The organism is Streptomyces aquilus, assembly GCF_003955715.1.
Classification (GTDB): Bacteria; Actinomycetota; Actinomycetes; order Streptomycetales; family Streptomycetaceae; genus Streptomyces; species Streptomyces aquilus.
The window spans coordinates 850,051-864,975 of the sequence record NZ_CP034463.1 but is presented as its reverse complement, the minus strand read 5'-3'; the positions used below and the strand labels follow the sequence as shown (position 1 = coordinate 864,975).

Below are 14,925 nucleotides of genomic sequence, written 5' to 3'. Positions count from 1 at the left end.
CGGCAGGCGAGGGCGGGCCGTGAAGGCGCAGGGAGCGTCGGCGCCAGGCGTCGCCGACAGGTTGCCGACAGGAGCGTCGCATAGCCTCTGGTACGGAGTGTTCGTAGCTCGTGCGGGGAGGCGTCGGTGTTCGGAAGGGGCGCGCGGCTGGGGGCGAGCGCGATGATCGTGGTCAGCGTGCTGCTCCTCGGCCCCAGTACACCGGGCGATGCCCTCGTCGGCAGGCCGCTGCCGGCGGGCGCCGCCGCGGAGGTGGTGCCGAACCGGGTGATGACCTGGAACCTCTGCAACCCCTGCGAGAAGAGCAACGTCGACCGGGCGGCGGAGATCGCCACCTACGCGCCCCAGGTGATCGGGTTGCAGGAGGCGTGCACCGGTGACGTGAAGCGGATCCGGGACCTTCTGGAGAGCCTGTACGGGCTGGTGTACCACGTCGAGTACGGGGCGGTTCTGCAGAACTGGGGCCGCTGCGGGGGAGTGCCGTGGAGTCCGGGAGGCTTCGGTCAGGCGCTGCTCTCTGCTGCGCCGATGACCGACCGGGTCCTGGTGGAGTATCCCGACGGCGGCTCCGAGGACCGCGGATATCTGGCGGTCACCACCACGGTGGACGGCCGGAGGGTCCGGGTCTTCAACACCCATCTCGCCCAGCGACAGCAGGAATCGGTGCGCGTCGGTCAGGTGCGGGTGCTCGCGGCGGCGGTCGCCGAGTACGACCGCGCGATCGTGATCGGCGACTTCAACGCCACGCCGGAAACCCCCGAACTGGCCCCGATGTGGGCCCTGGCCGCGGACACCGACCCGCAGTGCCACCCCCAGACCTCCGGCACCTGCGACACGACCACCGACTGGTACAGCAAGTTCGACTACGTCTTCCTGCGAGGCATCGCCTCGCTCCGCCACCAGGTGCACCCCACCGCGTACTCGGACCACGACCTGCTCCAGGCCGACGTCGATCTGACCTAGGGCGCCCGGGGAGCCCGCCCCGATGGCTCGGGGCGGGCTCGGGCTCACTTCAGGTGCCGGGTGAAGAACTGGCCCGCCGCGTCCGCCGCGTGCTGCGGGACGCCGGCGTGTCCGCCCATGTTGGCGTGCAGGGACTTCTCCTTGGAGGCGAAGGCGTCGAACAGGTCCAGGGCCGCCTGCCGGTCGTTTCCTTCGTCGTCCCACTGCAACAGGACGTGCAGCGGAATGGTGACCTGGCGGGCCTCCTCGAAGATCGCCCGGGGCACGAAGCTCCCGGCGAAGAGAGCGGCGGCCACGATGCGCGGCTCGACGACCGCGAGGCGGACGCCGATGGAGATGATCCCGCCCGAGTACCCGACCGGGCCGTCGATCTCGGGCAGTGCCAGGAGGGCGTCCAGGGCGGCCCGCCATTCCGGGACCGCTGTGTCGACGAGGGGGAGGACGAGGGGATCGATGATCTCCGGGCCGACCGGCTCGCCGGCTCGCAGGGCCCGGCGCAGCTCGGCGCGGGCCTCTTCGAGGGCGGGCCAGAGGGGGCGGTCGCCGTTCCCGGGCAGTTCGATGGTGGCCGTGGCGAAGCCGTCGGCGGCGGCGTGCCGGGCTCGCGCCACCAACCGGGGGTACATCGTGTGCAGTCCGATCGGAGGGTGGCCGAGCAGGATGAGCGGCGTCGGTGCGGCCGCGGAGGAGGGCGTCCAGAGGAAGCCGGGGATCTCGCCAAGGGTGAATCCGCGTTCGAGGACACGGTCGTCGAGACGCTGTTCGGAAGTGAAGCGAAGGGCCATGGTCGTGCCTTTCGGGAGTGCGCTGGAACGGCGCTCCCGGACGACCTATCGCCCGACCGTGACCCCGGAGGAGAGCACCCACGTCGATACGTTCACGGGTACCACCTCCTCGTTCTCTCGCACGGCCTCCGGAAAGCTAGCAGCGGCCGCGGAGCCTCGCCAACGGGTTTTCCGCGAGCGGCTCCGTGGCCGGCCGCCACGGAGCCGCTCGCCGGAACAGCCCTTCGCGCACTCAGACCTTGCCCGCGGCGAAAGCGGCCGCCGCGTCGGCGTTCGCCGTGTAGCCGAGGTGCGCCCCCACGTCGGTTCCGCCGCTCTGGCAGACGGGGTCGCCCGTGGCGCAGAAGTCGATGGTGCGGCTCTGGTACACGCCGGTGACGCTCTTGCCGAGGGCCCGGATCGGATTGCCGAACAGCAGCACGGCCGCGACGCGCGGTTCGACCGCGGCCGGCAGGGTGGCGACGATGGGACTGCCGACCACCGCGCCCTCGCTGCTGATGCCGAGGGAGTTGTCGACGACGTTCGCCCCCTGCGAATAGCCGACCAGAATGAAACGCTGGTTCGGGCAGGCGGCGGCCTGCTGATTGACGTGATTCACCAGATCCGCGTTGCCCTGCGCGGCCGACGTCAGGGAGAGGTCGGCCGGGTAGTTCACCTTGTAGCTGGAGAGGGTCTTTCCGCTGATTTTCCGCTGGAGTGCCGAATACACGGGGTCTCCGACGATGAAACCGAGCGTGCCCGGTTCGAACGTGCCGCGGGCCGCGACGACGTCTACGTCCGTGCAGGCCGCGGCGGACGCCGTGGGTGTGGCGAGGGTGGCGACGCCGGCTCCGCCGACGAGCGAGAGCGCGGCCAGGCATAAACGGATACGCATGGAATCCTCCGCGATGGGGGCGCGGGAAGCGCCTGCGAAAGGGGACTTCGTCAACGTATTCGCGATGCCTGAAGGGGTGTTATGAACGCGATGATGGAAATGCCGCGCTTTTTCGTTCTGTGGTGAGTGCCGATGTCATTCCTGTTGTGGCTGCGCGGATTCCGCGCGCAGCGCCAGGATCATCTCCAGACGGGCGTCCGGATCGCGCAGCGCGTCGCCGAACAGCTTCTCCAGCTGCCGGAGTCGGTAGCGGACGGTCTGCGGATGGAGGTGCAGCCGGGCGGCGACGTCCGGGACGTTGCTGCCGTTGAGCAGCCAGACCAGCAGGGTCTCGGTGAGCCGGGCGCGCTGCCCCGCCGACACCGCGTCGAGCGGGGCGAGGGCGCGGGCCCGCAACCGGCCGAGCAGCGGCTCGTCCGCGTGGAGCAGCAGCGTCGACAGATGATCGGCGCACCGCACCACCTCCTGCCGGGGAAGGACACCGCGCCCCATCAGGCCCAGGGCTCGCGTGGCCCACCGCAGGGACTGCGCCGCCTCGGCGAGCGGCACCGTCGGCCCGATCGCGGCCGGCCGGCCCCGCAACGCGAGCGTGAAGCTGCGCCCGGCCCACCGCCCGGAGCCGTCGGGATCGGGCACCAGCATGCGGGGCGGCCGGGACTCCATGTCCACCAGCGCCCCCGACGAGGCCAGCGGCCGGTCCTCCTCACCCCGGTCGGGGCCGCCCGCGAGGGCGACGACGGCGACCTGCCGCGGCACCGTCCACCGTGCGCCGTGTGCCAGCTTCCGCACCGCCTCCGGAGCCGGCGGGTCCGCACCCAGCAGCAGGTCGAGCAGCCGGCGACGGCGCCGCTCCAGCTCGTCGGAGCTGCGCAGCTGCGCTTCCGCGTACCCGGCGGCAGCGGCCTCGGCGACCTCGTGCACCGTCTGGAACGCCAGTTCGCCCAGGGCGGCCACGACCGTCGAGTCCAGCCCGAGCGTCTCCGCGGTGCGGCCCATGCACCGCCAGGCGTGCATGCCGCCCACCCGCAGCGCGGACTGGAGCACCTCCAGGCTGCGGCCCTCCTGGGCCACGCCGCGCCCGAGGGCGTAGTACGTCGCGGCGATCGACTCCCCGTCGTCGCCCGGGTCGGCGATGTGGTCCACGAACAGGGTCAGCGCCTGCACCACACCGGCCCGGAGATTCCTGCCGTACGGACCGTCGCGCGGCACGGCGTACTCGGGCACCTGGCGGCGGACCTCCTCCTCCACCTGGTCGGCGACGGCGGCGAGTTGGGCGCGCAGCAGCTCGGCCAGTTCGGCCGGGACCGTGGTGGGTCCGGGGCCGCCGGTCAGACCGCGCGGAGTGGGGAACGCCATCGCGGACACTCCTTTCGCCCGGAGTCGGCTCGCCCGCGCGGGGTTGCCCGTGGGGCGGGTGGGGCGTCCCTGGTTGGACGGGCGTCCCCTCCGCTCCGTTCCGTGCCCCCACGGCACCGACGTCACTCCGGTACGCCCAGGGCACGGGCGAGCATCGGCCACGACCGGGCGAACTCGCCTTTCCAGTAAGCCCAGTTGTGCCCTCCTCCCGCGTAGAAGTGGCTGTCCACGGAGATGCCGAGGCGCGCGAGCGCGTCGGTGAACCCGTGCGCGGAGGGCCACAGCGCGCTCTCCAGCACCCCGGGCAGCGGATCGCCGCCGCCCCCGAGCAGACCGCTGCCCTGGGAGACGTACAACGGTGTGCCGCGCAACCCCTCGGCCCGGGCCCGGGGATTGAACTCCCGCCAGGTGAGGAGGTTCAGGATCGGATGGCCCCACAGGGAGCCGGGGGGCAGGTTCTCCCGGGCCACGATCGCGTCCACGATGGCGGGCACGCCGAGCGCCGTGGTGTCCAGGACCCCGCTGTAGGAGGCCGCGGCGGCGAACACGCCCGGATGCCGGGCCGCGTGCGCCATCGCCCCGTACCCCCCGGTCGACACCCCGGCGACGGCCATGACGCCGGAGGCCCGGTAGTCCCGGGCCAGCAGCGCGGGGACCTCTCTCACCTGGAACGTCTCGTAGTCGACGCCGTCGCGCCAGACGCTGGGAATCCCGGTCGGCCCCGCGTCCGGCATCGCCACGATCAGGTCGCGGCCCGCCGTGAAGGCCTCGATGTCCGTCTCACGCGTCCAGGACGTGTAGTCGTCGTGGGCGCCGTGCAGCAGGCACAGCACCGGATACCTCCGGGTCGGCGTCGCGTCGAAGCTCGTCGGCAGGATCAGCCGCACCGGCGCGCTGCGGCGCAGGGCGGCCGAGGCCACGGACACGTCGAACGTGCGCGCCCCCACCCGCGTCGCCGCCCGGGCACGGCCGACGCCGGTGGCGGTGCCGAACAGCGCGGCCAGACCGGCGGCGGTCGCCGCCTTGGCGACAGTGCGCCGGGACATTCTGGTGATGCGGTCGGGCATGGCGGCTCCTCGCGGTCGGGTCGGTTCAGGGAGCGGGGACGCGTGCGGCGAGCGCTCGGCCGAGGCGGGCGGCGATCTCGTCGACGTACGGCGGGTCGAGCAGCGCCAGATGATGGCCGGGCACCCGGACGACCTCCAGCCGCGGGCACACCTCGTCCCAGCCCAGCGCCTCGTCGTCGCGTTCGTACGCCGGATCGCGGACCGTGTGCGGCGCGGGTTCGGTGGCGCGGCAGAGCAGCACGCGGCCGTCGTACCGTTCCGGCCGATGCGCCTCGCCGATCCTCAGGTCCAGGTAGGAGGCCCGCTGGTGCTCCAGGGCGGCACGCGGCACGTCGGCGGCCTCCCGTACGGTGGCCAGCACGGCGTCGATACGGTCCCTGTCGTCGTCCATCGCCACCAGCTCGTCGTACGGCAACTCAAGGCGTACGCCGTAGGTTTCGGCGACGTAGCGCGCGAAGCCCTCGAAGTGGGCCCGTATCCGATCGCCCGGTGTCTGCCCGGGCCGGGGGAGGGGTCGTACGGAGTCGATGAGCACCACGAGCGGTATGTCCCGTCCCGTGGCGGCCAGTTGCCGTGCCGTCTCCTGGGCGACGAAGCCGCCGAAGGACCAACCACCCAGCAGGAGCGGCCCGGTGGGGTGGCTGGAACGGATCGCGTCGGCGTAGCGGCGGGCCTTGTCCGTGACCGTGCGGGACTCGTCGAGCCGGTCGAGGCCGAACACCGGTTGGTCGGCGCCGAGTCGTTCGGCGAGTGGCTGATACACGGTGCTCCGACCGCCGGCCGCGTGCACGAGGAACAGCGGTGGCCGGGAGCCGGTGGCGCGCAAGGGACGCGGGGTCGCGCCACCGGCCGACCGAGGGAGGGCCCGCTCGATGCGGACGGCCGCGTCGGCGACGGTGCCGGCACCGAGCAGGTCACGCAGCGGCAGTTCGACGCCGAACTCCCGCTCGACGGCCGTACGGACACGGACCGCCATGAGGGAGTCCAGGCCGAGATCGGCGAGCGCGGCCGTGGGGACCACGCGGGTCGGGGAGTGGCCGGACACCGTGGCGATGTGGTGGCTCAGGCGGGCCAGGACGGGGGAGTGCTCGGGCGGGTGCGCCTGGCCTCCGGCGGCCGGGGCGGCGGCGAACTGCCCCTGGCCTCGGCCATGTTCGACCGGACCCGCGTCGGCAGTCGCGTGCCGTCGGGCTGAGTCCCCGGCCCTTCCGTCCGTCCACCAGTGCCGCACATGCCGCCACCGCGGCCTCGGCAGGTCGATGACCCGGCCGGGTGGCAGCGGCAGTCGTTGGCCCGCCGCGTACAGGGCGCCCAACTGGCCCAAGAACGCGGCCGGTCCGTCCGCGTCACGCCGCAGCGTGGCCGACGCGAGCGCGTCCGGCACGGTGTCGGCGACGGCGCCCGTGAGCACCGGATGGGGTGAGATCTCGACGAACGCGGTGTGACCGTCGGCGGCCGCCGCGGCGACGGCCCGGTCGAGGCGGACGGGTCTGCGCAGGTTGGCCGCCCAGTGCGCGGCGTCGAACGCGCTGGTGCCGCGCGGGTCGTCGAGGACGGTGGAGTACACGGGCACGCGTGCCCGCCGCCCCCGCACCCCGGCCAGCGCCTCGGTCAGCCCCGGCAGCAGCGGGTCGACCTGCGGGGAGTGCCCGGCGCCCACGACCCGCATCGCCCGCGCCACCCGGCCCTCCTCCCGCAGACGGTCGACCAGACGGCCCACCGCCGCCTCCGTCCCCGTGACGACCTTCTGCCGCGGCGAGGAGTGAACAGCCACCCGCACGTCCGGGAAGTCCCTTTCCAGGTCGGCGAGTTGCCGGTCCTCCAGATCCACGACGGCCATCGCGCCGCCCCGCAGTCCGCTCAGCAACCGAGCCCGTACGGCGATGACCCGCGCCCCGTCCGCCACGTCCAGGGCGCCGGCGCACACACTTGCCGCCACCTCGCCCATGGAGTGACCGATCACGGCCGCCGGTTCCACGCCGTACGCGCGCCACAGTTCGGCGAGCGCCAACTGCATGCCGAACAGCAGGGGTTGCGCGGTGTCGAGACGGTCCAGGCCGGTGCCGGCCGCGAGGTGGTCGTACAGGGACAGGCCGTCGCACTCGGCCGCGAGTTGCGGGTCGAGCTTCTCCACCGCCGCGGCGAACGCCGGTTCCTCGGCGAGCAGCCGGCGTCCCATGCCGGGCCACTGGGTGCCGTATCCGGAGAAGACCCACACGGTGCCGGGCCCGACGAGGTCCCGGTCGCCGATCGTGACGCGCCCGTCCGGGCGGCCGGCGGCCAACTCGTCGAGGGAGGTGGCGAGTTCGTCGCGGTCGCGGGCCACGATCGCGGCCCGCACCGGGCCGCGGCCGGTACGTCCGGCGAGTGTCCGCGCCACGTCGGCGGGGTGCGCCGCGCCTCCCTCTGGCATGCGCAACCAGGTGGCGAGGCGGCCCGCGGTGTCGCGGAGGCGCTCGGGGTCGGTGTCGGAGAGGAGGTGCAGACGGGCGGCGGGATCGTCGTGCGGCGCGGGCAGCGGGGTTCGCCATTCCTCCAGCACCGCATGGGCGTTGGTCCCGCCGAAGCCGAATCCGGAGACTCCGGCGGTGGCCGTGCCGCTGTAGCGGGGCCACGGCTCGGGTTCGCTCACGACCCGCAGCCGGGGGCCGGGCAGGGTGCTGCCGTCCGCGCAGTGCAGGGACGGAGGGATCAGGTCGTGGTGCAGGGCGAGCACGGTCTTCACCAGCCCGGCGACCCCCGCGGCGGCTTCCAGATGGCCGAGGTTGCCTTTCACCGAGCCCAGCAGCAGCGGCTGATCGGGATCGCGACCCTGTCCGAGGACCGCGTCGAGCGCGGCCGCCTCGATCGGGTCGCCGAGCGGGGTGCCGGTGCCGTGCGCCTCGACGAGGTCCACGTGTGCGGGGGCGATCCCGGCTCGCGCGTAGGCCGTCTCCAACAGGGCGCGCTGGGCGGCCGGGTTGGGGGCCATGAGGCCGTTGGACCGTCCGTCGGAGTTGACGGCCGTCGTACGGATCACCGCCAGCACCCGGTCGCCGTCCCGCTCGGCGTGCGACAGCCGCTTGAGGACCACGGCCGCGCAGCCCTCGGCGCGTCCGATGCCGTCGGCCGCCGTGGAGAACGGTTTGCACCGGCCGTCCGGCGCGAGGGCGCCCGCCCGCCGGAAGGCGACGGTGACGGCGGGCGACAGCAGCAGGTTGACCCCGGCGGCGATCGCCATGTCGCTCTCGCCCGCCCGCAGACTGACACACGCGTGGTGCACCGCGACCAGCGAGGACGAACAGGCGGTGTCCACCGCCAGGCTCGGCCCGCGCGTGTCCAGGACGTACGCCAACCGACCTGCCGTGACGCTCAGCGCCGCACCGGCCGGCGCCCAGGGATCGACGGCGTCGGGGTCCGCGCCGGTCAACTGCCCGTACTCCGGGGCGGAGACGCCGACGAAGACACCCGTGGCGGTGCCGGCGAGGGAGGAGGCCGGGACGGCGGCGTGGTCGAGTGCCTCGTGGGCGACCTCCAGCAGCATCCGCTGCTGCGGGTCCATCACGGCGGCCTCGCGCGGCGTGATACGGAAGAAGTCCGCGTCGAACCCGGCGATGTCGTCGAGATAACCGCCGTAAGGGTGGGCGTCGGCGGGCGGGAACGCGGTGAAGTCCCGCCACCGGTCCTCGGGCACCCGCCGGATCGCGTCCCCGCCCTCGCAGAGCAGCCGCCAGTAGTCCTCCGGGCCGTGCACTCCGCCGGGCAGCCGGCAGCCGACGCCGATGACCGCCACCGGCTCACCAGGGGCGCCCGGCGCCCGCATCAGCGGCGCGGGACCGGGAGCCGTGCCGCACAGCCGCGCCACCAGCGCCTGCCCGGTCGGTGCCTCCCACAGCAGGGTCGGGGGCAGTTCGCAGCCCGTGACCCGGGACAACTCCGCGGTCAGGGCGATCGCGTCCCGCGACGACATGCCGAGCTCCGCGAGCTGCCGGTCCATCGGCACGTCCTCCGGGGCGGTGCCGAGCCAGGAAGCCACCCGCTCGGCGATGAGCCGCCGCAACACCGCCGCGTCGACGCCCCTCACCCGACGGCCCTCGACGTGATGTGGGCCGAGGCACCGGGGGCCGCACCCGGGGTGTCGCCGGCCGCGTCATCAGACGCGGCGCCACCCCCTGACCCGCTGCCCGTCTCCCCTCCGCCCTCCCGCCCGTACGCCCCCTCCAAATACCGCGCCCGAGTAAGCGCCCGGGACACCTTCCCGCTGGACGTGCGGGCGACCGCCCCCGGTGGCACCAGCACGACTTCGGCGAGCCGCAGCCCGTGCCGTGTGGAGACCGCGCCGCGCACCGCCCGTACCACGGCCGGTACATCGAGCGAGGCGAGGGAGGTGGCCCGTACGTGCTCGGCCACCAGGACCACCCGTTCGCCCGTCCCACTCGTCCCGCCCGGCACGGCGAACGCCGCGAGCCGGTCGCGCCGCACCGCCGGATGCGCGTCCTGGGCGGTGGCCTCCAGGTCCTGCGGATAGTGGTTGCGGCCGTCGACGATGACGAGATCCTTCAGCCGCCCCGTGACGATCAACTGCCCGTCCAGCACCGCCCCCAGGTCGCCGGTGCGCAGCCACCGCCCGTCCGGTGCGTCGGCCCCACCGGCGAAGGCGGCGCCGAAGACCCGCTCGCTCTCCTCCCGCCGGTTCCAGTAGCCGCGCCCGACGTTGGGCCCCTGCACCCAGACCTCCCCGACCTCCCCCTCGGGCAGGACGGTCCGGCTGACGGGGTCGGCGATCCGTACCCGCTGACCCGCCGGGGTGCCGCAGCCCGCCAGCAGGACGGCTCTCGGGTCGTCGGGCCGTGCGGGCAGGGCCTTCCCGGCGGCGAGCGCGTCCCGGTCGAGCGCGAACCGGCCGAGCGGCTGCCCGGGCCGGGCGGCGCTGACGAAGACCGTGGCCTCGGCGAGCCCGTACGAGGGGCAGTGCGCGGTGACCGGCAGACCCCGGTCGGCGAAGGCCGCCTGGAAACGGTCGACGGTGCCCGGGCGCACCGGTTCGCTCCCGTTGATCAGCGCGATGACCCCGTCGAGACGCAGGTCCGCCTTCTGGCCGTCGGTGACGGCGCCGGCGCAGTAGTCGTACGCGAAGTTCGGCGCGGCCCCGATGGCCCGCGGATGGGCGGCGAGCAGCCGCAGCCACCGTGCGGGCTCGGTGAGGAAGGCGGCCGGGTCCATCAGCACCGACAGCGCCCCGCGCACCACGGGCGCGGCGACACTGAGCACCAGCCCCATGTCGTGGTAGAGCGGCAGCCAGCCCACACAGGTCACCGGACCGGTGTCGGCGCCGTACGCCGCCAGGGCCTGCCCGGCGTTGGCGACGACGTTCGCGTGGGTGATCTCCACGCCCGCCGGGGCACGTGTCGAACCGGACGTGTACTGGAGGTAGGCGAGCGCTTCGGCGTCCACGTCGACCGGCGGCCGGTCGCCGGCCTCGTCGTCGGGCACCTCGTCGGCGCAGACGATCCGCGTCCCGCTCCCGGCCACCAGTTCCCGCACCTCGTTCGCCACCCGGCTCGTGGTCACGACGGCCGTGGGACGGGCGTCGGCCAGGACAGCCGAGAGCCGGTCGCCGTGCCCGGGCAGGCCGGGCGGATACAGCGGTACGGCGACCAGTCCCGCGGTGAGCGCGGCCAGGAACCCGGTGACGTACTCCGTGCCCTGCGGGCACAACACCACGACGCGCGAACCCGGTTCGGCCTGTGCGGCGAGCCGGGCGGCGATCGCCCGCACCCGCAGGTCCAGGCGCCGCCAGGTCAGCGTCCGGTGGACGCCGCGGGAGCCCGGCGCCGGGAAGTCGACGAAGGTGAGGGCGCGCCGGTCGGGGATGGTGTCGGCCCAGTGCCGTACGTACTGGGGCAGGGTCCGGCACGCGGGGGAGAGCGGGGGGTGGCGGCGGTCCATGGGATGTGGCTCCTGACGTCGCGGGGGAGGGATGTGCCTCGGTGCGGATCGCTGGGAGGGCCTCAGGGCTCAGAGCGGGATGTTGCCGTGCCTGCGCTGCGGCAGCGGCGCGCGTTTGCCGCGCAGGGCGGCCAGGGCGCGGCGGATGTGGTCGCGGGTGTCGCGCGGGGCGATGACGGCGTCGACGTATCCGCGTTCGGCGGCGAGATAGGGCGTGCCGTGGGTGCGCTCGTACGCGGCGACCAGGCGGGCGCGCAGCGCGACGGGATCGTCGGCGGCGGCCAGTTCGCGTCGGTGCAGGACCCCCACCGCACCCTCGGCGCCCATCACGGCGATACGGGCGCTGGGCCAGGCGAGGTTGATGTCGGCGCCGAGGTGCTTGGACCCCATCACCGCGTACCCGCCGCCGTACGCCTTGCGGACCACGACCGTGACCTTGGGGACGGTGGCCTCGGCGTAGGCGTACAGCAGCTTGGCGCCGCGGCGGATGATGCCGCCCCGCTCCTGCCGTACGCCGGACAGATAGCCGGGGACGTCGGCGAACGTCAGCAGCGGAATGCCGAACGCGTCGCAGAACCGTACGAATCGCGCGGCCTTCTCGGACGCGTCGATGTCGAGGACTCCGGCGGCGTGCAGCGGCTGGTTGGCGACGACCCCGACCGACCGGCCTTCGACACGCCCCAGGGCGCAGAGGATGTTCGGCGCGAACAGCTCCTGGACGTAGAGCAGTTCACCGTCGTCGACGACCGCGCGCAGGATCTCCCGCATGTCGTAGGCCTGCCCGAGCCGGTCCGGTACGACGGCGTCCAGAACGTCTCCGGCCGGGGCGTCGCCGGGGGCGTACTCCGGTGGCGGTTCCAGGTTGTTGGCCGGCAGATACGACAGCAGCTCGCGTACGACGTCCAGGGCGTCCTCCTCGTCGGCGGCGAGGAAGTGTGCGTTGCCGTTGACGGCGTTGCTGGTGCGGGCGCCGCCCAGCTCCTCGGCGGTGGCCCGCTCGCCGGTGACGGCCTCGATGACGTCGGGGCCGGTGACGAACATGTGCGAGGCGCCGTCGACCATCACCGTGAAGTCGGTGATCGCGGGGGAGTAGGCGGCCCCGCCGGCGCAGGGGCCCAGCACGACGGAGAGCTGTGGGATCACGCCGGACGCCTGGACGTTGCGGCGTACCAGTTCGGCGTAGAGGGCGAGAGAGGCGACGCCCTCCTGGATGCGGGCACCGCCGGAGTCGTTGAGCCCGACGACCGGGCAGCCGGTCTTCAGGGCGAGGTCCATCAGCGCGACGGTCTTCTCGCCGAACGCCTCGCCCATGCTGCCGCCGAAGACCGTGGAGTCCTGGGCGAACACGCAGACCCGGCGGCCGTCGACCGTACCGAAGCCGGTGACCACGCCGTCGCCGTGGGGGCGTCGGCCACCGCTCCCGTCGGCCCGGGCCCGCACGAACAGCCCGGTCTCGGTGAAGGACCCCTTGTCCACCAGCCGCTCGACCCGCTCCCGGGCCCCGAACTCCCCCCGTCCGCGCGGCCCGCCCGCCGTCAGCGCCTGCTCACGGCGCCGGTGCAGGTCGTCGATGCGTTCCGCGGTGCTGCGCCGGGGCACGTGCGCACCCGCCTGCGGCGGGCCGGATGTCGTCGCCTCTTGAGTCACAACCACCTCCGAAGTGGTTGTCGAATATGGCAGTCCGGCGACGAATGTTTGAGCGAATCACCTTCGGCTGTGGGGGAGTTGAGTCCTCCGGATCCCGAATTCATCCCCGCGTGACAAGGGGCGGTGGGCCGCCGGCCGGTCAGGCGGCGAAGCCGGCCGGGGCGGTCGCGGCTCGGCCTGTACCGCCCCGGCGACCGGTCAACTGGCCGCGAGCAGCGTGAGGGTGTCGATCACGCGGTGGGAGAAGCCCCACTCGTTGTCGTACCAGGCGACCACCTTCACATGGCGGCCGTCGACGCGGGTGAGAGCCGAGTCGAAGATCGACGAGGCGGGGTTGCCCACGATGTCGGACGAGACCAGCGCGTCCTCCGAGTACTCCAGGACGCCGGCGAGCGGCCCCTCCGCCGCGGCGCGGTACGCCGCCAGCACCTCGTCGCGCGTCACGTCACGGGCGACGGTCGTGTTCAGCTCGACGATCGAACCCACCGGCACCGGTACGCGGATCGAGTCGCCCGACAGCTTGCCGTCGAGGTTCGGCAGCACCAGGCCGATCGCCTTGGCGGCACCGGTCGTGGTCGGCACGATGTTGACACCGGCGGCCCGGGCACGCCGGGCGTCGCGGTGCGGCCCGTCCTGGAGGTTCTGCTCCTGCGTATAGGCGTGCACCGTCGTCATGAACCCGTGCTCGATACCGGCGAGTTCGTCCAGGACCGAGGCGAGCGGCGCGAGCGCGTTGGTGGTGCACGAGGCGTTCGAGACGATCGTGTGCACGGCCGGGTCGTAGGCGTCGGTGTTGACCCCGTACGCGAGCGTGACGTCGGCACCGTCGGACGGCGCGCTGACGAGCACCTTCTTCGCGCCCGCGTCGAGGTGGGCGGCGGCCGCCTTGGCCGAGGTGAAGCGGCCGGTGGCCTCCAGGACGATGTCGACGCCGAGTTCGGCCCAGGGCAGCTGCGCCGGCTCCCGCTCGGCCGTCACCTTGATGCGCCGGCCGTCGACGACGAGGGTGTCCCCGTCGACGGTGACCGGGCGTCCGAGCCGGCCGGCCGTGCTGTCGTAGGCGAGGAGTCGGGCGAGCGTGGCGGGCTCGGTGAGGTCGTTGACGGCGACGACCTCGAGGTCACTGTCGCGCTCCAGCAGTGCGCGCAGCACGTTGCGTCCGATGCGGCCGAATCCGTTGATGGCGATGCGAGTCATGTGTGGGGTCCCTTCCCTTTGCCCCCAGGTTCGCGCGCGGCACGGCCCGCGGACAGTGGCGTGATCGCCATGGTTCAAAAGGATCCCGCCAGGCCCTTGAGGGATGCTTTTGAGGGGCGGGTCACTCGCCCTTGGTGAAGGTGCGCCGGTACTCGCTCGGGGTCGTCCCGAGGATGCGCTGGAAGTGCAGGCGCAGATTCGCACCCGTGCCGAGCCCCACGTCGGCGGCGATCTGCTCGACGCTGCGCTCGGAGCGTTCCAGCAGCTCGCGGGCCAGGTCGATGCGGGCGCGCATCACCCACTGCATCGGCGTGTACCCGGTCTCCTCGACGAAGCGCCGGGAGAACGTGCGCGCCGAGACCCCGGCCTGCGCGGCCAGCGTGTCGAGGGTGAGGGGTTCGCCGAGCCGGTGCAGCGCCCACTCGCGCGTCTCGGCGAACCGCTCACCGAGCGGCTCGGGCACGCTGCGCGGCACGTACTGGGCCTGGCCGCCGCTGCGGTAGGGGGCGGCCACGAGCCGTCGGGCCGCATGGTTCGAGGCGGCCACTCCGAGGTCCCCGCGCAGGATGTGCAGGCACAGGTCGATCCCGGAGGCGGCACCGGCGGAGGTGAGCACGCTGCCCTCGTCGACGAACAGCACGTTCTCGTCGACCTGGACGAGGGGGTGCCTGGCGGCGAGGGCGCGTGTGTAGTGCCAGTGCGTCGTGGCGCGCCGGCCGTCGAGCAGGCCCGTCGCGGCGAGCGCGAAGGCGCCGGTCGAGATGGCGGCGAGCCGCGCGCCCCGGTCGTGGGCGGCGACCAGCGCGTCGACGACGGTCGGCGGCGGGTCGTCGCGGTCCGGGTGCCGGTAGCCGGGGACGAAGACGACGTCGGCCCACGCGAGGGCGTCGAGGCCGTGTTCGACGTAGTACGCGAGGCCGTCGCCGCCGGTCACGAGCCCCGGCGTCGCCCCGCACACCCGCACCTCGTACGGCATGCTCGCGCGGGTCGTGAAGACCTGCGCCGGGATTCCGACGTCGAGCGGCTTCGCACCCTCGAGCACGAGGACGGCGACGCGATGCAGGCGGGAGGCGGGCACAGGGAGAGATTACGTGGGGTCCGACCTCGG

Annotated in this window: 10 protein-coding genes; 1 reads left to right on the top strand and 9 read right to left on the bottom strand. The window is 73.6% G+C overall.

The window, feature by feature from the left end; genetic code table 11:
* The first annotated feature begins 162 nt into the window (after positions 1-162).
* Positions 163-963, top strand: coding sequence for an endonuclease/exonuclease/phosphatase family protein (locus EJC51_RS04115; RefSeq protein ID WP_126276801.1), 801 nt, complete (start codon positions 163-165; stop codon positions 961-963).
* A 44-nt stretch (positions 964-1,007) separates the two neighbouring features.
* Here the strand turns inward: EJC51_RS04115 and EJC51_RS04110 are convergent, their stop codons facing one another.
* From EJC51_RS04110 to EJC51_RS04070, 9 genes are all read right to left on the bottom strand, one after another.
* Entirely contained in the window at positions 1,008-1,748 is a 741-nt protein-coding gene (locus EJC51_RS04110) for a dienelactone hydrolase family protein (protein ID WP_126269734.1), read from the bottom strand.
* 232 nt (positions 1,749-1,980) lie between these two features.
* Positions 1,981-2,622: a cutinase family protein gene (locus EJC51_RS04105; RefSeq protein WP_126269733.1), complete on the bottom strand. Its 642-nt coding sequence runs from the start codon at positions 2,620-2,622 to the stop codon at positions 1,981-1,983.
* Positions 2,623-2,757: 135 nt separating this feature from the next.
* A complete protein-coding gene (locus EJC51_RS04100) occupies positions 2,758-3,978 on the bottom strand; it encodes a PucR family transcriptional regulator (RefSeq protein ID WP_126269732.1) in 1,221 nt (406 codons plus the stop codon).
* A 122-nt stretch (positions 3,979-4,100) separates the two neighbouring features.
* Positions 4,101-5,045 carry an alpha/beta hydrolase gene (locus EJC51_RS04095; RefSeq protein ID WP_126269731.1) on the bottom strand — a complete coding sequence of 315 codons (945 nt, stop codon included), beginning with the start codon at positions 5,043-5,045 and terminating at the stop codon, positions 4,101-4,103.
* 25 nt (positions 5,046-5,070) lie between these two features.
* Positions 5,071-9,108, bottom strand: coding sequence for a type I polyketide synthase (locus EJC51_RS04090; protein ID WP_126269730.1), 4,038 nt, complete (start codon positions 9,106-9,108; stop codon positions 5,071-5,073).
* Positions 9,105-10,973, bottom strand: coding sequence for a fatty acyl-AMP ligase (locus EJC51_RS04085; protein WP_126269729.1), 1,869 nt, complete (start codon positions 10,971-10,973; stop codon positions 9,105-9,107). The genes EJC51_RS04090 and EJC51_RS04085 overlap by 4 nt, the downstream gene beginning before the upstream one ends.
* 69 nt (positions 10,974-11,042) lie before the next feature.
* Positions 11,043-12,572, bottom strand: a complete 1,530-nt coding sequence (locus EJC51_RS04080; protein ID WP_126269728.1) for an acyl-CoA carboxylase subunit beta — start codon at positions 12,570-12,572, stop codon at positions 11,043-11,045.
* 246 nt (positions 12,573-12,818) lie between these two features.
* Positions 12,819-13,817: a type I glyceraldehyde-3-phosphate dehydrogenase gene (gene gap / locus EJC51_RS04075; protein ID WP_126269727.1), complete on the bottom strand. Its 999-nt coding sequence runs from the start codon at positions 13,815-13,817 to the stop codon at positions 12,819-12,821.
* A gap of 121 nt (positions 13,818-13,938) precedes the next feature.
* A complete protein-coding gene (locus EJC51_RS04070) occupies positions 13,939-14,895 on the bottom strand; it encodes a GlxA family transcriptional regulator (RefSeq protein ID WP_126269726.1) in 957 nt (318 codons plus the stop codon).
* Positions 14,896-14,925: the final 30 nt, after the last annotated feature.

What these genes read in the sequence shown, in the direction of transcription:
- EJC51_RS04115 (WP_126276801.1), top strand. Translation starts at nt 163, where the DNA reads ATGATCGTGGTCAGCGTGCTGCTCCTCGGCCCCAGTACACCGGGCGAT.
- EJC51_RS04110 (WP_126269734.1), bottom strand. Translation starts at nt 1,748, where the DNA reads ATGGCCCTTCGCTTCACTTCCGAACAGCGTCTCGACGACCGTGTCCTC.
- EJC51_RS04105 (WP_126269733.1), bottom strand. Translation starts at nt 2,622, where the DNA reads ATGCGTATCCGTTTATGCCTGGCCGCGCTCTCGCTCGTCGGCGGAGCC.
- EJC51_RS04100 (WP_126269732.1), bottom strand. Translation starts at nt 3,978, where the DNA reads ATGGCGTTCCCCACTCCGCGCGGTCTGACCGGCGGCCCCGGACCCACC.
- EJC51_RS04095 (WP_126269731.1), bottom strand. Translation starts at nt 5,045, where the DNA reads ATGCCCGACCGCATCACCAGAATGTCCCGGCGCACTGTCGCCAAGGCG.
- EJC51_RS04085 (WP_126269729.1), bottom strand. Translation starts at nt 10,973, where the DNA reads ATGGACCGCCGCCACCCCCCGCTCTCCCCCGCGTGCCGGACCCTGCCC.
- gap (WP_126269727.1), bottom strand. Translation starts at nt 13,817, where the DNA reads ATGACTCGCATCGCCATCAACGGATTCGGCCGCATCGGACGCAACGTG.